Source organism: Streptomyces sp. NPDC045695 (genome assembly GCF_056432025.1).
The window spans coordinates 382,514-405,316 of sequence record NZ_JBWKJU010000002.1 but is presented as its reverse complement, the minus strand read 5'-3'; the positions used below and the strand labels follow the sequence as shown (position 1 = coordinate 405,316).

The 22,803-nt window shown below is 72.9% G+C and carries 18 protein-coding genes; 12 read left to right on the top strand and 6 right to left on the bottom strand.

From position 1 onward, the window contains the following. The first annotated feature begins 144 nt into the window (after nucleotides 1–144). Nucleotides 145–546: a coenzyme B12-dependent isobutyryl CoA mutase small subunit gene (locus tag AC07DU_RS04970; RefSeq protein ID WP_366865821.1), complete on the top strand. Its 402-nt coding sequence runs from the start codon at nucleotides 145–147 to the stop codon at nucleotides 544–546. Between the two features lie 243 nt (nucleotides 547–789). On the opposite strand, the gene AC07DU_RS04965 is transcribed toward AC07DU_RS04970, so the two are convergent. Then, complete coding sequence (locus tag AC07DU_RS04965) at nucleotides 790–2,376, bottom strand: DUF5691 domain-containing protein (protein ID WP_479109643.1); 1,587 nt, start codon at nucleotides 2,374–2,376, stop codon at nucleotides 790–792. Nucleotides 2,377–2,676: 300 nt separating this feature from the next. Beyond that, nucleotides 2,677–4,020, bottom strand: coding sequence for an SWIM zinc finger family protein (locus AC07DU_RS04960; RefSeq protein ID WP_479109641.1), 1,344 nt, complete (start codon nucleotides 4,018–4,020; stop codon nucleotides 2,677–2,679). A 135-nt stretch (nucleotides 4,021–4,155) separates the two neighbouring features. Here AC07DU_RS04960 and AC07DU_RS04955 point away from each other — a divergent pair, with 135 nt between their 5' ends. From AC07DU_RS04955 to sucD, 5 genes are all read left to right on the top strand, one after another. Further along, a complete protein-coding gene (locus AC07DU_RS04955; RefSeq protein WP_360897285.1) occupies nucleotides 4,156–5,262 on the top strand; it encodes an ATP-binding protein in 1,107 nt (368 codons plus the stop codon). Next, nucleotides 5,259–7,526, top strand: a complete 2,268-nt coding sequence (locus AC07DU_RS04950; protein WP_479109639.1) for a DUF5682 family protein — start codon at nucleotides 5,259–5,261, stop codon at nucleotides 7,524–7,526. Before AC07DU_RS04955 ends, AC07DU_RS04950 begins: the two co-directional genes overlap by 4 nt. Before the next feature lie 214 nt (nucleotides 7,527–7,740). Then, nucleotides 7,741–8,928: a VWA domain-containing protein gene (locus tag AC07DU_RS04945; protein ID WP_479109905.1), complete on the top strand. Its 1,188-nt coding sequence runs from the start codon at nucleotides 7,741–7,743 to the stop codon at nucleotides 8,926–8,928. Between the two features lie 281 nt (nucleotides 8,929–9,209). Beyond that, nucleotides 9,210–10,388 carry an ADP-forming succinate--CoA ligase subunit beta gene (gene sucC / locus AC07DU_RS04940; RefSeq protein ID WP_272259988.1) on the top strand — a complete coding sequence of 393 codons (1,179 nt, stop codon included), beginning with the start codon at nucleotides 9,210–9,212 and terminating at the stop codon, nucleotides 10,386–10,388. Between the two features lie 21 nt (nucleotides 10,389–10,409). After that, the gene (gene sucD, locus AC07DU_RS04935; RefSeq protein WP_360897289.1) at nucleotides 10,410–11,300 is read left to right on the top strand and encodes a succinate--CoA ligase subunit alpha; all 891 of its coding nucleotides are present in this window, start codon (nucleotides 10,410–10,412) and stop codon (nucleotides 11,298–11,300) included. Nucleotides 11,301–11,396: 96 nt separating this feature from the next. Here sucD and AC07DU_RS04930 read toward each other — a convergent pair whose 3' ends face one another. Then, nucleotides 11,397–12,698, bottom strand: coding sequence for a helix-turn-helix domain-containing protein (locus AC07DU_RS04930; protein ID WP_479109637.1), 1,302 nt, complete (start codon nucleotides 12,696–12,698; stop codon nucleotides 11,397–11,399). A gap of 119 nt (nucleotides 12,699–12,817) precedes the next feature. Here AC07DU_RS04930 and AC07DU_RS04925 point away from each other — a divergent pair, with 119 nt between their 5' ends. Next, a complete protein-coding gene (locus AC07DU_RS04925) occupies nucleotides 12,818–14,560 on the top strand; it encodes a cell division protein PerM (RefSeq protein WP_479109635.1) in 1,743 nt (580 codons plus the stop codon). 535 nt (nucleotides 14,561–15,095) lie between these two features. Here the strand turns inward: AC07DU_RS04925 and AC07DU_RS04920 are convergent. Further along, a complete protein-coding gene (locus AC07DU_RS04920) occupies nucleotides 15,096–15,752 on the bottom strand; it encodes a hypothetical protein (RefSeq protein ID WP_479109903.1) in 657 nt (218 codons plus the stop codon). A 163-nt stretch (nucleotides 15,753–15,915) separates the two neighbouring features. On the opposite strand from AC07DU_RS04920, the gene purN reads away from it, so the two are divergent. Together purN and purH are read left to right on the top strand one after the other, a co-directional pair. Then, entirely contained in the window at nucleotides 15,916–16,539 is a 624-nt protein-coding gene (gene purN / locus AC07DU_RS04915) for a phosphoribosylglycinamide formyltransferase (protein WP_479026453.1), read from the top strand. Beyond that, entirely contained in the window at nucleotides 16,536–18,128 is a 1,593-nt protein-coding gene (gene purH, locus AC07DU_RS04910; protein WP_360897299.1) for a bifunctional phosphoribosylaminoimidazolecarboxamide formyltransferase/IMP cyclohydrolase, read from the top strand. The genes purN and purH overlap by 4 nt, the downstream gene beginning before the upstream one ends. A gap of 98 nt (nucleotides 18,129–18,226) precedes the next feature. Here the strand turns inward: purH and AC07DU_RS04905 are convergent, their stop codons facing one another. Then, the gene (locus tag AC07DU_RS04905; protein ID WP_479109633.1) at nucleotides 18,227–18,919 is read right to left on the bottom strand and encodes a hypothetical protein; all 693 of its coding nucleotides are present in this window, start codon (nucleotides 18,917–18,919) and stop codon (nucleotides 18,227–18,229) included. 244 nt (nucleotides 18,920–19,163) lie between these two features. On the opposite strand from AC07DU_RS04905, the gene AC07DU_RS04900 reads away from it, so the two are divergent. Beyond that, nucleotides 19,164–20,024: a bifunctional methylenetetrahydrofolate dehydrogenase/methenyltetrahydrofolate cyclohydrolase gene (locus AC07DU_RS04900; protein ID WP_479026459.1), complete on the top strand. Its 861-nt coding sequence runs from the start codon at nucleotides 19,164–19,166 to the stop codon at nucleotides 20,022–20,024. Then, entirely contained in the window at nucleotides 20,014–20,499 is a 486-nt protein-coding gene (locus tag AC07DU_RS04895) for a DUF3017 domain-containing protein (RefSeq protein WP_479109631.1), read from the top strand. Before AC07DU_RS04900 ends, AC07DU_RS04895 begins: the two co-directional genes overlap by 11 nt. A gap of 183 nt (nucleotides 20,500–20,682) precedes the next feature. Here the strand turns inward: AC07DU_RS04895 and AC07DU_RS04890 are convergent, their stop codons facing one another. Further along, nucleotides 20,683–21,072 (bottom strand): hypothetical protein, encoded by a 390-nt coding sequence (locus AC07DU_RS04890; RefSeq protein ID WP_479109629.1) that lies wholly within the window; start codon nucleotides 21,070–21,072, stop codon nucleotides 20,683–20,685. Nucleotides 21,073–21,646: 574 nt separating this feature from the next. Here AC07DU_RS04890 and AC07DU_RS04885 point away from each other — a divergent pair. Then, on the top strand, nucleotides 21,647–22,636 hold the full coding sequence (locus AC07DU_RS04885; protein ID WP_360897307.1) for a malate dehydrogenase: 990 nt from the start codon (nucleotides 21,647–21,649) through the stop codon (nucleotides 22,634–22,636). Nucleotides 22,637–22,803: the final 167 nt, after the last annotated feature.

The following is a 22,803-nucleotide window of genomic DNA, read 5'->3' as shown; positions in this document are numbered from 1 at the left end:
GCGGCCGTCGCGCCACCGTGCCGTGCGGCTGTCGGCACGGTGGCGCAATGCCGTCCCACGTGTGATTTCCCCCTCGTGGTTGACCGCGAAACGGCGGCGTGCGCGATGCTGTACTTAACGTTCGTTCACTCGGGAGGCAGTGCGATGGGTGTGACCGGTCCGATCCGTGTGGTGGTGGCCAAGCCGGGTCTCGACGGCCACGACCGCGGGGCCAAGGTGATCGCGCGGGCGCTGCGGGACGCGGGTATGGAGGTCATCTACACCGGCCTCCACCAGACCCCCGAGCAGATCGTGGACACCGCGATCCAGGAGGACGCCGACGCGATCGGCCTCTCGATCCTCTCCGGCGCCCACAACACGCTGTTCGCGCGCGTCCTGGAACTCCTCAAGGAGCGCGACGCGGAGGACATCCAGGTCTTCGGCGGCGGCATCATCCCGGAGGACGACATCGCCCCTCTCAAGGAGAAGGGCGTGGCCGCGATCTTCACCCCGGGCGCGACGACGACGTCGATCGTGGACTGGGTCCGCGCGAACGTCCGCCAGTAGCCCCATCCCGCCCGCGGGCGACGATCGGCCCCGGGCCGGGGCCGGGCTGCGACCGGGCCCAAGGCCCCAGATCCCTGCGCCGCAGCCGCCCGCCCGGCCTGTCCCCCCTCGCGAGGGGATCAGGCGGACGGGCTCGGCCTGTGCCGCAGCCGCCCGCCCGGCCTGCCCCCCCGCGAGGGGATCAGGCGGACGGGCTCGGCCTGTGCCGCAGCCGCCCGCCCGGCCTGCCCCCCCGCGAGGGGATCAGGCGGACGGAGCCAGCTCTGCCAGCATGGCTTCGCGCAGCCGCAGCGTGGCGACCAGCCGCTGGAAGGCCTCGGCCCAGTACGCGGCAGCGCCCGGCACCGCGTCCGGCGGCTCCTCCGCGGTGGCCGTCAGCGCCTCCAGCCGCCCCGCCTCCGCAGGGTCGAGGCAGCGCTCCGCCAGACCCATCACCCCGCTGAAGCTCCACGGGTAGCTACCCGCTTCCCGGGCTATGTCGAGCGCGTCCACCACCGCCCGCCCCAGGGCCCCCGCCCACGGCACCACGCAGACTCCGAGCAGCTGGAACGCCTCCGACAGCCCATGGGCGCGGACGAACTGCGCCACCCACTGCGCCCGCTCCGCATCCGGCAGGGTCTCCAGCAGCTTGGCCCGCTCCGCCAGCGACGCCGTGCCCGGCGCGGCCGCGGGCGGCGCGGTCGCCGGGCCGAGCAGGGCCCGCGACCACTCCGGGTCGCGCTGGCGGACCGCGGCCCGGCACCAGGCCGCATGCAGCTCCTCCGTCCAGCCCTCGCCCACGGCCACCGGCAGCGCCACTATCTCCTCCGGCCCGAGCCCCCCGAACCGCTCCGGCCAGCACGACAGCGGCGCCGCCTCCACCAACTGGCCCAGCCACCAGGCCCGTTCGCCACGTCCGGCGGGCGGTTGCCTGACCACGCCGTCGCGCAGCATTCCCGCATCGCACTCCGCCGGCGGAGTCACCCCTTCGGGGCCCACGCAAGCCAGCGCGCGCTCCGCCATCCGTCCCGCCAGCGCCGACCGGGGCAGCGCCGACAGAAGTTCGGCGGCCGTCGCGCGGACATTGCGGCTGCGGTCGTCCAGCGCCGCCTCCAGGAAGGGCTCGTCCGCGTGGGACAGCCCCACCCTCAGCGAATCGAGGAACATCAGCCGGTCCTCGGCCCGTTCGGCGGTCCAGGTCGTCGCCATCAGCTCGAGCGCGGCCGTCGCGTCGTGGGCTCGTATGGCGCCCAGCAAGACCACCCGCTCCGCGAAGAGCCCCTCCTGCCACAGCCGTTCCACCGCCGCCCGGTCGGTGACGTCCGGCATCCCCCCGCCGCCGCCCGCCCCGCCGCGCAGGGCGAACCGCCAGTCCGGATTCAGTCGCGCCAGCCACAGCCCCCGCGTGCCGGCCAGGGCCAGAGCCTGGGGCCGCAGATCCGTCCGGGCCCGGGCCGCGTCCAGCAGGGCCGGTACCAGCGCGGCCGGCGCGCGGTACCCGTACCGTCCGGCCGCGGCCAGCCACTGGGGCAGCAGCTCCGTGAGATCAGGGGCGGCCCCCCGCCGCCCGCCCCTGCCCGCGGCGCCGGTCCGTCCGGCCAGCAGCTGGGCGAGCCGGCGGCGGGCCGCCTCCGGTGGCGCCGGGCGCGGGTCCCTGGGCGCGGGCTCCGGGCGGGGGCCCGCCGCGGCGGGTCTCAGGCCCGCCCGGCGCCGTACGGCATGCACGGCCGCAGCGTCCAGCAGCGCCTCCGGAGAGCCGGCGGGGCCCGCGCCCCGGCGCCGGTCGGTGCCCAGCAGCGCGGCGCCGACCAGTTCCTCCCACTCCCCGTACCCCTCGTCAACCTTGGTCATCGGGCCCCTCCCTCGTCCCTCGTGGCTCGTCGCTCGTCCCTCGTCGTCCCGCGGTGCTCCGGTCCCGCCCCCTCCACGGGACCGGAGCTGTCGGACCCGTCCGACTGCGCTAACTGGCGTGGTTGTCGTTCATGCAAGCCCCCCGGCTTCTCGTCACCTCTACGACGGCGCCCCCGCGCCGCCGCTTCCTCGTCGTTCCGCGCACGGCGCCCCCGCGCCCCACCCGTCCCCTCCCCGCCGCCCTCACAGGCGGCACAAGGCCCCCCAGGCCCCCTGCGTGTGTGGTCGTTCAGCCCTGGGTCAGGACAGGGCGACCGGCTCGGGCACCTCCGGCTGCCACGCCGTCAGCGGGGTGAAGCCGCGGTGGCCGCACTCGCCGAACACCGTGACCGGGCCCCCGCCCGACAACGCGGCCAGCTGCCACAGGCCCGTGCGGGAGCGGCTGCCGGTCCCCGTGAGGGGTACCGGCAGGGCACAGGTGCCCTCCGCGTCCGCCAGCTGCCAGCCGAGCTCTCCCGGTATCGGGATCACCGGGCCGAGCACCACCGGCCAGGACTCCAGCCACGGGTCGGCCCGCAGCGCCGCCCCGTACGCCTCCAGGGCGGCCCCCGTGCTCACCCCGGCTGGAACCCCCGTGCACGGCACGGCCGCCGCGCCCCTCTCCCCGAGGTCCGCCCGCAGCCCCGCCGACCCGGGCCGGAAGCGGATCTCCGCCTCCAGCTCCAGCCCCACCGGCAGCGCCAGACCCGGTGGCCGCCCGGGCGGCCCGAAGTCCAGCAACAAAGCCGGCCGTTCGCCCACCTGCCCGCGCAGCCATATCCGGCGGGTGGTGAGCCGGCCGTCCGGTGACACCGAGTCGTGCTGCGACAGCACCAGCCAGCGGTCCCGTACGGCCTCCCCCTCCCCGGAGGCCGGCAGTCCCACCCGGCTGCGCACCGTCGCCGCCAGCTGTTCGGGCAGCCCGGCCACCCCGAGCCAGGCCCGGTCCAGCAGGTGCAGCAGCGCCGCCTCCTCCAGCATCCGGGCGGGCCAGCCGGGGCCGCAACTGGGTATCGTCCCCAACTCCCTGACCCGTCCGGCCAGTCCGGGCGCCTGCGCGTCGACCATCCGGGCCGCGGTCTCCTCCCACGCCGCGTATCCCGTCTGCTCCTGGCCCGCGAGGCCGCCGCGCAGCAGATCGGCCAGCCGCTGCTCCAGCTCCGTGACGCCCGCGCCGATGCGCGCCGCCCGCCGCTCGGCCCGCTTGCGCGCCCCCTCCGCGTCCACCGCTCTGCCCGTGCCGGCGGCCGGGCGGGCGGCCTTCGCCGCACGCTCCGTCAGCCACTGTGCGGCCCAGTCCGGCGCCTCGACCGGCTCGCCGACCCCCTCGGTGGACCAGAGCAGCAGCAGTCCCAGCGCGTGCTTGCACGGGAACTTCCGGCTCGGGCAGGAGCACTTGTACGCCGGCCCCGCCAGGTCGACGACCGTCCGGTACGGCGTGCTGCCGCTGCCCTTGCACAACCCCCATACAGATCCGGAAGCGGAACCTCCGGTCTGTGACCATGTCCCCGCCCCGCCGAGTCTGCCTCCCGCCTTGCGTGAGGCATCGTCAGGAGCCAGAGACAGTACCTGTTCCGCCGTCCAGCGGACCCCCTGCTCAGTCATGTGTTCCACCGTAGAGACCCCCACTGACAATCGCTCTGACCTGCAACGACGCTATGAGCAGGGGCCGTTGTCAGTGCCGTGGTGCACCGTTGACCGAGCAGTCACCGAGTGGCTGCCGAGCACTGGAGGGGGACCATGACCATGCCCGAGAACAGCACCGGAGCCCAGGCGCTGCGCCCGCACGCCGAAGACGCCTTCGCACACGAACTGAAAGCCCTGGCGGCCGCCGACGACCGGCCCCGCCCGGCCCGCTGGAAGCTCTCGCCGTGGGCCGTCGCCACCTACCTGCTCGGCGGCACGCTCGACGACGGCACGGTGATCACCCCGAAGTACGTGGGCCCCCGCCGCATCGTCGAAGTGGCCGTCACGACTCTGGCCACCGACCGCGCCCTGCTCCTGCTCGGCGTCCCCGGCACGGCCAAGACCTGGGTGTCCGAACACCTCGCCGCCGCCGTCAGCGGCGACTCCACCCTCCTCGTCCAGGGCACCGCGGGCACTCCCGAAGAGGCCATCCGGTACGGATGGAACTACGCCCGGCTCCTGGCCCACGGCCCCAGCCGCGACGCCCTCGTCCCCAGCCCCGTGATGCGGGCCATGGCCGACGGCATGACCGCCCGCGTGGAAGAGCTCACCCGCATCCCCGCCGACGTCCAGGACACCCTCATCACCGTCCTGTCCGAAAAGACCCTCCCGATACCGGAGCTCGGCGAAGAGGTGCAGGCCGTGCGGGGCTTCAACCTCATCGCCACCGCCAACGACCGTGACCGCGGGGTCAACGAGCTCTCCAGCGCGCTGCGCCGCCGCTTCAACACCGTGGTGCTGCCCCTGCCCGCCACCGCCGACGCCGAGGTCGACATCGTCGCCCGCCGCGTCGACCAGATGGGCCGCGCCCTCGACCTGCCGGCCGTGCCCGAGGGCCTGGAGGAGATCCGCCGCGTCGTCACCGTCTTCCGCGAGCTGCGCGACGGCGTCACGGGCGACGGCCGTACGAAGGTGAAGTCGCCCAGCGGCACCCTGTCCACCGCCGAGGCCATCTCCGTCGTCACCAACGGCCTGGCCCTGGCCGCCCACTTCGGGGACGGCGTACTGCGCCCCTCCGACATGGCCGCCGGCATCCTCGGCGCCGTGGTCCGCGACCCGGCGGCCGACAAGGTCGTCTGGCAGGAGTACCTGGAGGCCGTGGTCCGCGAGCGCGACGGCTGGAAGGACTTCTACCGGGCCTGCCGGGAGGTGACGGTATGAGCCGCAGCCGGCAGGGCCCGCTGCTGCTGGGCGTACGGCACCACGGGCCCGGCTCGGCGCGCACGGTGCGCGCCGCCCTGGACGCGGCCCGCCCGGCGGCCGTGCTGATCGAGGGGCCGCCCGAGGGGGACGAGCTGCTCGCCCTGGCCGCCGACCCCGGGATGCGACCGCCCGTGGCGCTGCTCGCGCACGCCGCGGACGACCCCGGCCGGGCCGCCTTCTGGCCGCTGGCCGAGTTCTCCCCGGAGTGGGTCGCCATCCGCTGGGCCCAGGAGGCCGGCGTCCCCGTGCGGTTCATGGACCTCCCGGCCGCGCACACGCTGGCCGTCCAGGGGGACGCGGACCGGGCCGAGCCCGACGCCGTCAGGGTCGACCCGCTCGCGGTGCTGGCCGAGACCGCCGGGTACGACGACCCTGAGCGGTGGTGGGAGGACGCGGTCGAACACCGCGGCGCCAAGGAGGCCGACGCGCTCGGGGCGTTCGAGGCGCTCGGGGAGGCCATGGGCGCCCTGCGCGAGGCCTACGGCGACGGCGGGCACCACCGCGACCTCGTGCGCGAGGCGTACATGCGCCAGCGGATGCGGGCCGCCCGCCGGGAGTTCGCAGACACGTACGCCGTGGTGTGCGGCGCCTGGCACGTCCCGGCCCTGCGCGCCAAGACCACCGTGGCCGCCGACAAGGCGCTGCTCAGCGGACTGCCGAAGGTCAAGGTGGCGACCACCTGGGTGCCCTGGACCCACCGCCGGCTCGCCCGGGCCGGCGGGTACGGCGCGGGGATCACCTCGCCCGGCTGGTACGCCCACCTCTTCTCGGCGCGGGACCGGCCCGTGGAGCGATGGCTGACCAAGGTCGCCGGGCTGCTGCGCGAGGAGGACCGGCAGGTCTCCTCGGCGCACGTCATCGAGGCGGTGCGGCTGGCGCAGACCCTGGCCGCGATGCGGGGCCGGCCGCTGCCCGGTCTGACGGAGACCCTGGAGGCGGTCCGGGCAGTGATGTGCGACGGCTCCGACATACCGCTCGCGCTCATCGAGGACCGCCTGGTGGTCGGCGACGTGCTCGGCGAAGTCCCGGACGGCGCGCCCGTCGTGCCCCTCCAGCGCGACCTGACCCGCCAGCAGCGCTCGCTGCGGCTCAAGGCCGAGGCGCACGAGCGCGAGCTGGAGCTCGACCTGCGCAAGGACACCGACGCGGCGAAATCGCTGCTCCTGCACCGGCTGTGCCTGCTCGGCATCGAGTGGGGCAGAGCGACCGCCTCGCGGGGCAGCACCGGAACCTTCCGGGAGACCTGGCGGCTCCGGTGGGAGCCGGAGCTGTCCGTGCGGATCGCCGAGGCCGGGATATGGGGCACCACCGTCCTGGCGGCCGCCACCGCCAAGGCCGAGGCGGACGCGGCGGGCGCCGACGAGCTGGGCGAGGTGACGGCGCTGGCCGAGCGGTGCCTGCTGGCCGGGCTCTCGGAGGCGCTGCCCGCCGTACTGCGGGCACTCGCGGACCGCGCCGCGCTCGACACCGATGTGGCGCGGCTCGCCAAGGCCCTGCCGGCCCTGGCCCGCTCGCTGAGGTACGGGGACGTACGGGGCACCGACGCGACGGCCCTCGGCACGGTGGCGGCCGGGCTCGCCGAGCGCATATGCGTGGCGCTGCCATCGGCCTGTGCCGCCGGCCTGGACGCCGACGCGGCGGCGGAGCTGCGGGGCCACGTGGACGGCGTGCACGGGGCGGTCGGGCTGCTGGCCGACACGGCGCAGGGGCTGGCGGAGCGCTGGTCCGCGGTGCTGCGGACGCTGGCGGGCCGGGACACCGTGCCGGGCGTGATCCGCGGCCGGGCGGCCAGGCTGCTGCTCGACGAGGGCCGGCTGCCGGCCGAGGAGACGGCCCGTCTGATGGGACTCGCACTGTCCCCGGCGGCCGCCCCGGCCGACGCGGCGGGCTGGATCGAGGGCTTCGCGCGCGGGAGCTCGGGCGGGGGCACGCTGCTCGTCCACGACGAGCGGCTGCTGGGGCTGATCGACACGTGGCTGGTGGGGGTGCCGGAGGGGGCGTTCACCGACGTGCTGCCGTTGCTGCGGAGGACCTTCGGGGCGTATGAGCCGGGGGTGAAGCGGATGCTGGGCGAGCTGGTTCGGCGTGGCCCCGCCGGTCCGGGCGCTGCCGGTGCCGGTGTGGGGGTGGGTGGTGGGGCTGGTGAGGGCTTCGCCCCGGAGCTGGATCTGGTGCGGGCGGACGCGGTGGTGCCGTTGGTGCGGATGTTGTTGGCCGGGTGAGGCGCCGTTGCCGGGGGCGCTGCCCCCGGACCCCCGCGCCTCAAACGCCGGCGGGGCTGAAAGAGCGCCTCAAACGCCGGCGGGGCTGAAAGAGCGCCTCAAACGCCGGCGGGGCTGGGAGAGCGCCTCAAACGCCGGCGGCGCTGGATGGGGGCTGGAGGGGTGGGGTGTGGATGTGGTGTGGGGATACGACGAGTGCAAGGGGGATGGGCAGATGGCGGGTGCGGGCGGGAGTGAGGGAGTGCGGGACAGCGGTGGGCGGGACGGGGTTGAGCGGTTGCGGCGGTGGCGGATGGTGCTTGGTGGGGGAGAGGCCGAGGGGACCGGGTACGCGCTGAGCGGGCGGGACGCGCAGATGGATGCGGCGCTCGGCGCGCTGTACGGCGGGGGCGGGGGCGCGTCGCGCAAGGGGGCGGGGGCGCGGTCGGCCGGGCTCGGCGGGTCCGCGCCGAACGTGGCCCGCTGGCTGGGGGACATCCGGACGTACTTCCCCAGTTCGGTGGTCCAGGTCATGCAGCGCGACGCGATCGAGCGGCTCGGCTTGGCCGCCCTGCTGCTGGAACCGGAGATGCTGGAGGCCGTCGAGCCCGACGTCCACCTGGTCGGCACCCTGCTGTCCCTCAACAAGGCGATGCCCGAGACGACCAAGGAGACCGCGCGTGCGGTGGTCCGCAAGGTGGTGGAGCAGCTGGAGCAGAAGCTCGCGGCGCGCACCCGGGCCACGCTCACCGGCGCCCTCGACCGCTCCGCCCGCATCAGCCGCCCGCGCCACCACGACATCGACTGGAACCGCACGATCCGCGCCAATCTCAAGAACTACCTGCCCGAATACCGCACCGTCGTCCCCGAGCGGCTGATCGGCTACGGCCGGGCGGCGCAATCGGTGAAGAAGGAGGTGATCCTCTGCATCGACCAGTCGGGTTCGATGGCGGCCTCCGTCGTCTACGCCTCCGTCTTCGGGGCGGTGCTGGCCTCGATGCGCTCGATCGCGACCCGGCTCGTCGTCTTCGACACCGCCGTCGTGGACCTCACCGACCAGCTGGACGACCCGGTCGACGTCCTCTTCGGCACCCAGCTGGGCGGCGGCACCGACATCAACCGCGCCCTGGCCTACTGCCAGTCGAAGATCACCCGGCCGGCCGACACCGTCGTCGTCCTGATCAGCGATCTCTACGAGGGGGGCATACGCAACGAGATGCTCAAGCGGGTCGCCGCCATGAAGGCGGCCGGAGTGGAGTTCGTGACGCTCCTGGCGCTGTCCGACGAGGGGGCCCCGGCCTACGACCGCGAGCACGCCGCAGCCCTTGCGGCGCTTGGCGCCCCGGCCTTCGCCTGCACCCCCGACCTGTTCCCCGAGGTGATGGCCGCGGCACTGGAGAAGCGGCCCCTGCCCGTGCCCTGACGAGCCGGGACCGCCGCGCCGTGTGAAGCGGCAGATCACACGAACTTCCCCTTCACCTGTGAGGTGATCTGTGACAGGTATCACCGCTCAGGTGTGATCTGCGATTTAGGGACCCACGTCCTGCGGGGATAACCTGCGGGACGGACATGCCGCGTCCACGGTCACCGTGTGCGCCTTCCTTGTGACAGCGCCGTCACGTTGCCCTCCGCGGCACGCCCACGCAGATAGCAGACAACCGCGAATCACTGCGAATCTTTAAAAAAGACAAGGGACGGACGCGCGTGGACCTGTTCGAGTACCAGGCGAGGGACCTCTTCGCCAAGCACGGTGTACCGGTGCTGGCCGGTGAAGTCATCGACACGCCTGAGGCGGCTCGCGAGGCCACCGAGCGGCTGGGCGGCAAGTCGGTCGTCAAGGCGCAGGTGAAGGTCGGCGGCCGCGGCAAGGCCGGCGGCGTGAAGCTGGCCGCCACCCCGGACGAGGCTGTCGCCCGGGCGACGGACATTCTCGGCATGGACATCAAGGGCCACACGGTCCACAAGGTGATGATCGCCGAGACTGCTCCCGAGATCCTGGAGGAGTACTACGTCTCCTACCTGCTCGACCGCACCAACCGCACCTTCCTGGCCATGGCCTCGGTCGCGGGCGGCATGGACATCGAGCAGGTCGCCGAGGAGACCCCGGAGAAGCTCGCCAAGGTCCCGGTGAACGCCAACGAGGGCGTGACCATCGAGAAGGCCCGCGAGATCGTCGCGCTGGCGAAGTTCCCGGCCGAGGTCGCCGAGAAGGTCGCCGAGGTCCTCGTGACCCTGTGGGACACCTTCATCGCCGAGGACGCGCTCCTCGTCGAGGTCAACCCGCTCGCGAAGGTCGCCTCCGGTGACGTCATCGCGCTCGACGGCAAGGTCTCGCTCGACGAGAACGCCGAGTTCCGCCAGCCGGGCCACGAGGAGTTCGTGGACCACGCGGCCGCGAACCCGCTCGAGGCCGCCGCCAAGGCGAAGAACCTCAACTACGTCAAGCTCGACGGTGAGGTCGGCATCATCGGCAACGGCGCGGGTCTCGTCATGAGCACCCTCGACGTCGTCGCGTACGCCGGCGAGAACCACGGCGGCGTCAAGCCCGCCAACTTCCTGGACATCGGCGGTGGCGCCTCCGCCGCCGTCATGGCCAACGGTCTCGAGATCATCCTCGGTGACCCGGACGTCAAGTCCGTCTTCGTCAACGTCTTCGGTGGCATCACCGCGTGTGACGAGGTCGCCAACGGCATCGTCCAGGCGCTGCAGCTGCTCGAGGACAAGGGCGAGGCGGTCACCAAGCCGCTGGTCGTCCGTCTCGACGGCAACAACGCCGAGCTGGGTCGCAAGATCCTCTCGGACGCCAACCACCCGCTGGTCCAGCGCGTGGACACCATGGACGGCGCGGCCGACAAGGCCGCCGAGCTCGCGGCTGCGAAGTAAGGGCAGAGGTCACAGACTCACATGGCTATCTTCCTCAACAAGGACAGCAAGGTCATCGTCCAGGGCATGACCGGTGCCACGGGCATGAAGCACACCAAGCTGATGCTGGCTGACGGCACCAACATCGTCGGCGGCGTGAACCCGCGCAAGGCCGGCACCACCGTCGACTTCGACGGCACCGAGGTCCCGGTCTTCGGTTCCGTCGCCGAGGCGATGGAGAAGACGGGCGCCAACGTCTCCGTCCTCTTCGTCCCGCCGGCGTTCGCCAAGGCCGCCGTCGTCGAGGCGATCGACGCCGAGATCCCGCTGGCCGTCGTCATCACCGAGGGCATCGCGGTGCACGACTCCGCCGCCTTCTGGGCGTACGCGACCGCCAAGGGCAACAAGACCCGGATCATCGGCCCGAACTGCCCGGGTCTGATCACCCCCGGCCAGTCCAACGCCGGCATCATCCCGGGCGACATCACCAAGCCCGGCCGCATCGGTCTCGTGTCCAAGTCCGGCACGCTGACCTACCAGATGATGTACGAGCTCCGTGACATCGGCTTCTCCTCGGCCGTCGGCATCGGTGGCGACCCGGTCATCGGCACGACGCACATCGACGCCCTCGCGGCGTTCGAGGCCGACCCCGACACCGACCTGATCGTCATGATCGGCGAGATCGGCGGCGACGCCGAGGAGCGTGCGGCGGACTTCATCGCGAAGAACGTCAAGAAGCCGGTCGTCGGCTACGTCGCGGGCTTCACCGCCCCCGAGGGCAAGACCATGGGCCACGCGGGCGCCATCGTCTCCGGCTCTTCTGGCACCGCACAGGCCAAGAAGGAAGCCCTTGAGGCTGCCGGCGTGAAGGTCGGCAAGACGCCGACCGAGACCGCGAAGCTGGCGCGCGAGATCCTGAACGCCGCTCAGTAAGCACGTCTGCGCGCAAGGGCGTGGCCCGCACCCCTCGGGGGGTGCGGGCCACGCCCTTTTCCATGTGCCCCACGTGCCCCACATGCCTGCTGCGCCTCATTCGACCTTCGGGGCGATCCGGGCGGGCCCGGCGGCGGGGTCGGCGCGCAGCTTGTCGTGGAGCTGCCTGCTCTGCTCGGTGAGATGTTGCGGGCCGCTGAGCGGGGGTACGCCGGAGACGCTCTCGCCGGGTGAGCGCGGGGGCTCGTAGTGCGTGGGCGCGGTCACGGCCGTGTAGGCGGTCGCGGCGGCGATGACCGCCGTCAGGCCGAGGGTCGCGCGGCTCCACAGCCGGATGCGGCGCTCGCTGCCGCCGCGTACGGCCGCCGCCGGGCGGGGGTCGAGCGGCGCGGCCGGCCGCAGCGCGGCGAAAAGGCCGTGCAGCACCGCGGACTGTTCCTGCGGCGGTACGGCGGCGAGTTCGGGGATCCGCTCGGCGAGGTCGGCGTGCGCGTGCAGGAGGCGGCTGCCGGTGGCGGGGGTGGTGGCCTCGGTCTCGGCCGCGGTGTCGGGGAGGTCCAGGCCCACGCCGTCGTAGAGCAGGACGGTCCGGCGGTGGCTGGCGGGCAGGGCGAGCACGGCGTCGAGGAGGATCCGGTCGGCGGGCTCGGCGGGAGGGGGATCGGGGTGGCGGTGGGCGTGCCGGTACCGGTGCCAGGGGGAGAGGGCGTACTCGTACGCGACCGCACGCACCCAGCCCACCGGGTCCGGGTCGGTGACCACCTCGGGCCACTGGTTCCAGGCCCGGTGGAACGCTCGCTCCACGGCCTCCAGGGCGAGGGCCCGGCGGCCGGTGAGCAGGTAGGTCTGCCGTGCCAGGGCGGGTGCGGCGTGGGCGTAGAGGGCGTCGAAGCCGGCCGTTGCCCCTGCCGGTGCCGGTGCCGGTGCCGGTGCCAGTGCCGGTGGCGGTGCCGGTGGCGGTGCGGGTGCGGGGGCTTGTGCCGTTGCGGGGTGTTCGGCGGGCTCGGCCGCCGGTTCGGGCTCGGCGGGGGCGTCGGGCTGCGGGGCCGCGGTGGATCCGGGTTCGGCCGTTCCGGTGGTATCGGGCCCGGACTCGGCGGCCTCCGTGGCCTCCGTAGCCTCCGCGGGCTCGGCGGCCTCGGCGGATGGCGCGTCGGCCGCTGACGGGGCCTCGGATCCCGGCTCCGGCAAGGCCGGTGGGGTCGCGAGGCCCACGAGGAAAGCCGCGTAGACCTCGCGCACGCGCCCGCGGGGGCCGGTGCGCCCCGATTCCCAGGAGCGGACCGTGTTCACGGTGACGCCCACCGCCGACGCGACCTGCTCGGGCGTCAGATGCGCCGCCTCGCGCAGCCTGCGGCGCTCGTTGGGGGCGGGCAGGCTCTCGACGCCACGTGTCATGCCACTCTCCCCGCGACCTGGCAGCCCTGAGCGAAAAAGTACATAAACGTATATTGGGCGACACCACGGACATTCGCCTGTTACCCGCCCATAGCGCGTGTCGTTGGCACCATGGCGGGGTGACCCAAGTGACCGAACACGGGACCTCGTTGTCAGCGGCCCCGCGAGCCGGAACGCGGCGCCGCTCGCCGGCCGCCGCCGCATGCGTGGTGGGCGGGGCCGTGGCGGCCGGACTCGGGCTCGGCTTCCTCGCCGTGCTCGTCATCGTGCTGTGGATCAGCTCGCCCTACCCCGACAGCGGTCCCGGCGGGGCCCTGCACCTCGCCGCCGGGCTGTGGCTGCTCGCCCACGGGACGGAACTCGTGCGGTACGAGACCCTGTCCGGCATTCCCGCGCCCGTCGGGGTGACGCCCCTGCTGCTCGTCGCGCTGCCCGTGCTGCTCCTGCGGCGGGCGGCGCGGCTGGGGGGCGCGTCCGAGGAGGAGGGCGAGGAGGTGCTGCCCGCGGGCGCCGTCTTCTCGGCCGTGCTCTGCGGATACCTCGCGGTCGGGGCCCTCGCCATGGTGTACGCCGCCGGTGGGCCGATGCCGGCCGACCCGATCAGCGCGGCCTGGCACATCCCCCTGGTGGCCGTGCTCGCCGCCGCGGGCGGGGTGTGGGGGACCAAGGGCAGTCCGCTCGGGACGCTGCCGTCCTGGCTGCCGAGGGGCGTACGGAGGGCGGTCGCACGCCCCCGTTACGCGCTGGCGCTGCGGGCGGGCGCGGGCGGGGCCCTCGTCCTCCTCGGCGGCGGCGCGCTGCTCGTCGGCGTCTCGCTCGCGTGGCACGGGGCGGAGGTGCAGGGCTCGTTCCTCGCGCTGACCGGGGTGTGGTCCGGGCGGTTCGCGGTGCTGCTGCTCGCGGTCGCGCTGATCCCGAACGCCATGGTCTGGGGCGCGGCCTACGCCCTCGGGCCCGGTTTCGCCCTCGGCGCCGATGTGACCGCCACCCCGCTCGGCTTCGCGGGCGGGTCCGGGCTGCCCCGGTTCCCGCTGCTGTCGGCGCTCCCGCCGGAGGGGCCGGGCACCCCGCTGACCTGGGCGGTCGCCGGCGTGCCGGTGGTGGCCGGGCTGGCGGTGGGCTGGTTCGCGGTACGCCGGGCGCGTGAGGTCTCGTACGGGGAGACCGCGCTCACGGCGGCCCTGGGCGCGCTGGTGTGCGGCCTGGTGATGACCGGGCTCGCAGCGGCGGCGTCGGGGCCGCTGGGGTCGCGGCGGCTGGCTGAGTTCGGGCCGGTGTGGTGGGCCACCGGGGCGGCGGCCTTCGTGTGGACGCTGGGGCTGGCGGTGCCGGTGGCGGTGGGGGTGCAGGCGTGGCGGACGCGGCCGGCGAAGGGGATGGGGGCGGCGGTGATGGACGGGGACGGGCCGCTGGGGGATGCGTGGCATGACAGTGGGGTGCAGGAGGTTCGGTGGGCGGCGATGAGGAGGGCTGCGGGGGCGTTGGTGCCGGACATGGGGGAGCCGGTTCCGGTTGCTCCGGCCGCGTCTGGTCTGGCGGCCGGGCCGGACCTCGCGGCTGCGCCGGTCCTCGCGGCTGCGCCGGGCCCTGCGGCTGCGCCGGGCCCTGCGGCTGCGCCGGGCCCTGCGGCTGCGCCGGGCCCTGCGGCTGCGCCGGGCTTGGGGGTGGCTCGGACGCATCGGCCGGTTACCGTCGTGCCGGGGATCAGCCTGGACCTGAGTTCGGTCCCGGGCCCGGTGTCGAAGCCGGTCCCCGGGCCGGTGCTCGGCCCGGCTGAGCCGGTTGCCGGGCAGGTGGTCGAGCCGTTGGCTCCGCCGGTGGTGGGGGCGCGGGTGCTGACGCGCCGGAAGCCGTCGGTGTAGCGGGCGCGCCGCCGCTGCCGGGGCTCCGCCCCGGGCCCCGCGCCTCAAGCGCCGGCGGGGCTGGATGTGTGCGGCCGGGCTGGATGGGCGCGAGGCTGAAGGAGCGGGCGCGCCGCCGTTGCTGGGGCTCCGCCCCGGGCCCCGCGCCGCAAGCGTCGGCGGGGCTGGATGTGTGTGGCCCGGGCTGGGTGGGCGTGAGGCTGAAGGAGCGGGCGCGCCGCCGTTGCCGGGGCTCCGCCCCGGGCCCCGCGCCTCAAGCGCCGGCGGGGCTGGATGTGTGTGGCCCGGGCTGGATGGGCGAGGCTGAAAGAGCGGGCGCGCCGCCGTTGCTGGGGCTCCGCCCCAGACCCCGCGCCTCAAACGCCGGCGGGGCTCAATACGTGCGGCGAGGCTGAAAGAGCGGGGCTCCGCCCCGGGCCCCGCCCCTCAAGCGCCGGCGGGGCTGGATGTGTGCGGCCCGGGCTGGATGTGTGCGGCCCGGGCTGGATATGTGCGGCGGGGGCTGGATAGGTCGGGCGGGGTCTCGGACCTGGGGCTACTGGCGGACCTTCAGGATGTCGCCCAGGACGTTGTTCGGGAGCAAGGAGTTGCACTGCTGTTCCGCCGCGTTGGTGAGGGCGTCGTCGCGGCAGACGTAGAAGTCCTTGTAGGCGAGCTGCAGGGCGTACGAGCTCATCGCCAGCAGGATCGCCAGGGAGGCCGTGACCAGGCCGCTCACCGCCGCCGTGCGCTGGGGGCGGGCCGCCGGGCCCAGGGAGGCCGGGCCGGTCGGGGCGTCCGGCGCGGTGGGCTCGGCCGGCTTGCCGCGCAGGGCGCTGATGCCCCAGTACAGGGCGAGCGCGCCCAGTAGCAGGCCCACCGACGGGATGCCGAAGATCCCGAAGAAGAAGCCCCACATGCCGGCGAGCAGCGCGTAGCGGGCGCGGCGCTGGATCGGGTCCGTCGGGTCCCAGCGCGCCGGGCCCCGCTGGCCGTCCGCGTCCCCCGGGCCGTCGCCTGGCCCGCCCTCGCCACCGCCGCGCGGCTGCCACGGCTGGTCGGGCCGGCCCTCCGGCGGAGCCGCGAAGGGGTTGTCGTCGGTGGGGGACTCGGGCTGACGGCGGTCCGGCATCGGGTGTGTTTCTTCCCCTGTGTCATGGACGTCACGAGGACGTCGTGGCGAGGTGGGCCCAGTTCGCGGCTTGTAAGCCAGACGCTACCGCCCGGCCGTCCCCCCGTCCCTCCGGGGCCGTCCGGTGTGCCGGTATCGTTGCAGGCGGTCGGTCGCTTCGTAGGGTCCCCCGTATATCGGTACCCCGAAGTTTTGTATGACCGCACAAGACGAACACCGCAATTCCCGCGAGAAAGGGCCTCCCATGGCCGCCTCCCGCCTGGTCGTGCTGGTCTCCGGTTCCGGCACCAACCTCCAGGCCCTGCTCGACGCCATCGACGCCCACCCCGGCGGATCCGAGGGCTTCGGCGCCGAAGTCGTCGCCGTGGGGGCCGACCGCGAGAACATCGCCGGCCTGGAACGGGCCGAGAAGGCCGGGATCCCCACCTTCGTCTGCCCGGTCAAGGCCTACGGGAGCCGCGAGGAGTGGGACACCGCGCTCACGGAGGCGACCGACGCGTACGCCCCGGACCTCGTCGTGTCCGCCGGGTTCATGAAGATCGTGGGCAAGGCTTTCCTCGACCGCTTCGGCGGCAGGTTCATCAACACCCACCCCGCCCTCCTCCCCGCCTTCCCCGGTGCGCACGGCGTACGGGACGCGCTCGCCTACGGCGCGAAGGTCACCGGCTGCACCGTCCACTTCGTGGACGGCGGCGTGGACACCGGTCCGATCATCGCCCAGGGTGTCGTCGAGGTCCGGGACGAGGACGACGAAGCCGCTCTCCATGAGCGCATCAAGGAAGTCGAGCGAGCGCTGCTCGTCGACGTCGTGGGGCGTCTGGCCCGGCACGGCTACCGCATTGAGGGACGAAAGGTAACAATCCAGTGACCGCCGTAGAGACCGTAGACAGCAACGACCCGACCACTACCCAGCGGCCGATCCGGCGTGCGCTCGTCAGTGTCTACGACAAGACGGGACTGGAAGAGCTGGCCCGCGGGCTGCACGAGGCGGGCGTCGCGCTCGTCTCCACCGGCTCCACCGCCTCGAAGATCGCCGCGGCCGGGGTGCCCGTCACCAAGGTCGAGGAGCTGACCGGCTTCCCCGAGTGCCTGGACGGCCGGGTCAAGACCCTGCACCCGCGCGTGCACGCCGGCATCCTCGCCGACCTGCGCCTGGAGGACCACCGCAACCAGCTCGCCGAGCTGGGCGTCGAGCCCTTCGATCTGGTGATCGTCAACCTCTACCCCTTCCTGGCGACCGTCCAGTCGGGTGCCACTCCCGACGAGTGCGTCGAGCAGATCGACATCGGCGGTCCGTCGATGGTCCGCGCCGCCGCCAAGAACCACCCCTCGGTCGCGGTCGTCACCAGCCCGGCCCGCTACGCCGACGTGATCGCGGCCGCCCAGGGCGGCGGCTTCGACCTCACCGCCCGCAAGCGCCTGGCGGCCGAGGCCTTCCAGCACACCGCCGCCTACGACGTGGCCGTGGCCTCCTGGTTCACGAACGCGTACGCGCCGCAGGAGGACGCCGTCCTGCCCGAGTTCCTCGCGGGCGCGTGGGAGCGCAAGTCGACCCTGCGCTACGGCGAGAACCCGCACCAGGCCGCCGCCCTGTACACGGACGGCCAGCCGGGCGGGCTCGCCAACGCCGAGCAGCTGCACGGCAAGGAGATGTCCTTCAACAACTACGTGGACACCGAGGCCGCGCGCCGTGCCGCCTACGACCACGACGAGCCGTGCGTCGCGATCATCAAGCACGCCAACCCGTGCGGGATCGCCGTCGACGCCGATGTCGCCGCCGCGCACCGCAAGGCGCACGCCTGCGACCCGCTGTCGGCCTTCGGCGGCGTCATCGCCGTCAACCGCCCGGTGACCGTCGAGCTCGCCGAGCAGGTCGCGGAGATCTTCACCGAGGTCATCGCCGCTCCCGCCTACGAGGACGGCGCGGTCGAGATCCTGGCCAAGAAGAAGAACATCCGCGTCCTGAAGGTGGAGGGCACCCCGCACCAGCCGGGTGACCTCAAGCCGATCTCCGGTGGCGCGCTGCTCCAGCAGTCGGACCTCTTCCAGGCCGAGGGCGATGACCCGGCCCACTGGACGCTCGCCACCGGCGACGCCCTGTCCGAGGCCGAGCTCGCCGAGCTGGCCTTCGCTTGGAAGGCCTGCCGGGCCGTCAAGTCCAACGCGATCCTGCTCGCGAAGGACGGCGCCTCGGTCGGCGTGGGCATGGGCCAGGTCAACCGCGTCGACTCGGCCAAGCTCGCCGTCGAGCGGGCGGGCGCCGAGCGCGCGCAGGGCTCGTACGCCGCCTCCGACGCCTTCTTCCCCTTCCCGGACGGGCTGGAGATCCTGACGGCCGCGGGCATCAAGGCCGTGGTCCAGCCGGGCGGTTCGGTCCGCGACGAGCAGGTCGTCGAGGCTGCGAAGAAGGCCGGTGTGACCATGTACTTCACTGGCACCCGGCACTTCTTCCACTGAGGTCCCGCGCATACGGCGAAGGCCGCGTCCCGCACTGCGGGGCGCGGCCTTCGCCGTAGCCGGTGGTCGGCCGGTGCCAGTACCGGTGAGTACTGGTGTCAGTAGCGGGGGCGCTGGAAGTAGGCGCTCGCGGCGCTGTTGGCGAGACCCACGATGATCCAGAGGCCGAGGCCCAGCGGGACCAGGGCGAACGCCATGGAGAGCGCGATCGCAGCGGACGGCATCTCCGCGCTGGAGGACGACGCGGCGGACGCGGCGGAGAGGGCGACGATGTTGCTGATCACGCTGACGACACCCGCCAGGGTGAGCAGCGAGCCGTAGACGATGCCCGAGGCACGGACCCCGCCACGGCCCTTGCTCAGCTTGGCCGCCGTGAGGATGGCCCACAGCGCGAAGGCCAACGAGACGCCGATGCCGATCACGAGGACGATGCCGGCGACGGTGGCCACGTCGTCCGCGTTCGAGCGGTAGGAGCTGTGCGTGTCGGCGGTGAAGTACGAGGCGAGCAGCGCACCGCCGATGATCCACACCACGGCGCCCAGGGCCTGCAGGCCGCCCAGGATGAAGAGGATGACGCGGGCGGCCTTCACGCCGCCGGGCATCTCGACGACGGGGCTGCCCGGGTACCCGGCCGGAGCACCCGGGTACGCCTGCTGCGGGTAGGCGTAGCCGCCCTGCGGCGGGATGCCCTGGGGCGGGACGCCCTGCGGGGCCTGCTGCGGGTAGCCGTAGCCCGGCTGGCCCTGCGGCGGCTGCTGTCCGTACGGATTGTGGGGGTCGCCGAAACTCATCTTGGGGTGTTCCTCCGTAAAAGTGCGGGGACGCACGGCACACACGCGGAGGAATCCTGGATCGAGCGGTCCGCCCCCCGGCACTGCCCGCGGCACTCATTCGTTGCATCGTCGTCCGATTGGCGAGGGGTTGTCCAGCTCGTTGCGGCGCGGCCGGGCACTTGTTGTGCAAGTGCAATGAACCGTGCACTCCTGCGAGCGGCTTGACTGGAACCGGGGCCACTCCATCCGGGAGGATGGGGTCATGACCGCCCAGATTCTCGATGGCAAGGCCACCGCAGCCGCGATCAAGTCCGAACTGACCGCCCGTGTGGCGGCCCTGAAGGCCAGGGGCGTCGCCCCCGGTCTCGGCACCCTGCTGGTCGGTGACGATCCGGGCAGCCGCTGGTACGTCAACGGCAAGCACAAGGACTGCGCCGAGGTCGGCATCGCCTCCATCCAGCGCGAACTGCCCGCGACGGCCTCCCAGGAGGACATCGAGGCGGTCGTACGGGAGCTCAACGCCAATCCGGAGTGCACCGGCTACATCGTCCAACTCCCGCTCCCCAAGGGCATCGACACCAACCGGGTCCTGGAGCTGATGGACCCGCTGAAGGACGCCGACGGCCTGCACCCCACCTCCCTCGGCCGGCTGGTGCTGAACGAGCCGGGCCCGCTGCCCTGCACCCCTTACGGCATCGTCCAGCTGCTGCGCCGCCACGACGTCGAGATCAACGGCGCGCACGTCGTGGTCCTCGGCCGCGGGATCACCGTCGGGCGCTCCATCGGCCTGCTGCTGACCCGCAAGTCCGAGAACGCCACCGTGACGCTCTGCCACACCGGTACGCGCAACCTCTCCGGGCTGCTGCGCCAGGCCGACATCATCGTCGCGGCGGCGGGCGTCCCGCACCTGGTCAAGCCGGAGGACGTGAAGCCGGGCGCGGCCGTGCTCGACGTCGGCGTGAGCCGCGACGAGCAGGGGAAGATCCTCGGGGACGTGCACCCCGGCGTGGCCGAGGTGGCCGCCTGGATCTCCCCGAACCCGGGCGGCGTCGGCCCGATGACCCGGGCCCAGCTGCTCGTCAATGTCGTCGAGGCGGCGGAACGGATCTCCAGTGCAGGCTGAACCGGACGCCGCTCGGCCCGCGGCTGGAGGCGGCGCGCCCGCGACGAACGCGGCGAACAGCACGAACGGCGGCGCGAGCGGCGCCGAGGGGCCCAGGTCCCGCCGCTTCCCGTCCGTCACCCGGGACACCGCCCGCCCCGAGGGCAGCGGCCGCGCCGTCCCCGGGGCGGTGTCCACGCCCGCGCGGCAGTGGCCGATGCTCAGCGTGCTCACCGCGACCGCGGCCGGGCTGCTGGCCACGGCGCTGGGGTACCCGAGGATCGGCTGCCTGGTGATCGGCGTGGCCCTGATCGCGGCGTCGGTGCTGCGCCGCGTGCTGCCCTCGGTGGGGATGCTCGCGGTGCGCTCCCGCTACACCGACATGATCACGTGCGGGGTGCTGGGCGTGGCGATCACGCTGCTCGCTCTAGTCATGGAGCCCGATGGGCTGGACATCCCGTTCCTGGAGGACGCGGTCCACTTCACCGTTCGCTGACGGCTCTACGAAGACGAGGGGCCGGGGGCAGGGGCGTGAGCTCATGGCATCACCGGCCCGCTCCACCGCCTGTCCTGCAACCCGCCGCGACGGAGGGTTGCAGGACGGCGCCCGGGTGCATCAAGGCTCCACGGTCCGGCAGGTCCGTCGAGCGCCGACGAGGGAAATATTCCGCACATTGACCTACTCGCGGAATACTCCGCTCCTTGCGATCTCGTATCCCTGCCAGTACAGCCTCATCTGATGGTCGCCGACTGGGTTGACATTCCATCCAACTTTGGTGCAACCACCGCCATCGCCGTCATACTGACTGTCCGAGACATACCAGCTGCCGCCTATGGCTTTATACCAGAGCTTACCCACGACACCCGCGCCGTCGCCTCCGTTGGTGTCGCATATCGTGAACACATCGCCATCGTCGTGGAACTCCATCAGTCCATGCTGACCGTCCGCGATCGTGATGTCCCCCAGTGCGGCGGCAGAAGCCGGAGAAACGGATGCGAGTGAGGCGATCATGGCAGCCGCCGCCATTGTGCTGAATCGCCTGGGCCAGGTGTTGATTGATTTGTTCATGAGGCGATCCTGCGATCTGCGCAGTGGGTGCACAAGAGCGGGATATTGCCATTTACTCAATCTCCACTTAAGGAATTCATGATTCCATGTAATGGGTCGATTTCTCGCCAGTGTCTTATTGGGATAACGTCGGGTTCACAGGGTGGCGGTGTGTTCAATAAGACGCGCCCTGTGCGACACGGAGCCCACCGGGGGCGTCACGATCACGCTGCTGGCCCTGGTGATGGAGCCCAAGCCGCGCCGCAGATCCAATTCCTGGAGGACGCGGTGCGCTTCACCGTGCGCCGTACGGGCGAACGTCAAGTCGGGGGCGCCGGGCGAAGTGCCCGCTTCTTCTTCGTCGGCCAGCCCGGAACCCTCCGAAGGGCGCATATGCGGGGGCTGCGCGGCCCCCTGGCGGCCTTCGAACCACGGGTCCGTGTGCCACGCACCACAGGGACCGGGGGGTTCGGCCGCTCGCAGGTCGGATAGCCTGACGGCGGATGTCTCTTCACGTCAAGATTTACTCGGGAGCGGCGTCCTCCAGCACATGGGGCGGGGACGCCCCACCGCCAGCTGTCTAACGGAGAAGGCCATGACCCGCACTCCCGTGAATGTCACCGTCACCGGCGCCGCCGGCCAGATCGGCTACGCGCTGCTCTTCCGCATCGCATCCGGTCACCTGCTCGGCGCGGACGTGCCGGTCAAGCTCCGACTTCTGGAGATCCCCCAGGGCATGAAGGCCGCTGAGGGCACCGCCATGGAGCTCGACGACTGCGCGTTCCCGCTGCTCAAGGGCATCGACATCTTCGACGACCCGAACCAGGGCTTCGAGGGCGCCAACGTCGCGCTGCTCGTGGGCGCCCGCCCGCGCACCAAGGGCATGGAGCGCGGTGACCTGCTCTCCGCCAACGGCGGCATCTTCAAGCCGCAGGGCGCCGCGATCAACGCGCACGCCGCGGACGACATCAAGGTCCTGGTCGTGGGCAACCCGGCCAACACCAACGCGCTCATCGCGCAGGCCGCCGCCCCGGACGTACCGGCCGAGCGCTTCACCGCGATGACCCGTCTGGACCACAACCGGGCGATTTCGCAGCTGGCGAAGCGCACGGGCGCCGACGTCACCGACATCAAGCGCCTCACCATCTGGGGCAACCACTCGGCGACCCAGTACCCGGACGTCTTCCACGCGGAGATCGCCGGCAAGAACGCCGCCGAGGTCGTCAACGACGAGGCGTGGCTCGCCGACACCTTCATCCCGACCGTCGCCAAGCGCGGCGCGGCGATCATCGAGGCCCGTGGCGCGTCCTCGGCCGCCTCGGCCGCCAACGCCGCCATCGACCACGTGCACACGTGGGTCAACGGCACGGCCGCGGGCGACTGGACCTCCATGGGCATCCCGTCGGACGGCTCCTACGGCGTCCCGGAGGGCATCATCTCCTCCTTCCCCGTAACCACCAAGAACGGCACGTACGAGATCGTCCAGGGCCTGGACATCAACGAGTTCTCCCGCACCCGCATCGACGCCTCCGTCCAGGAGCTCGTCGAGGAGCGCGACGCTGTCCGCGCGCTCGGCCTGATCTGATCCGATCCGATCCGTCTCATTGATCTGATCTGATCCGGTCGGCCTGGCCGACCCGCTCTTCCCGAAGGCCCCGGCGCATGGCGCGCCGGGGCCTTTTGGCGTGATCGCGCCTGTCGGCTTCGAGGTCCCCGCCCTATCGTTTCCCTCCGCACACCGAAAGGGGGATT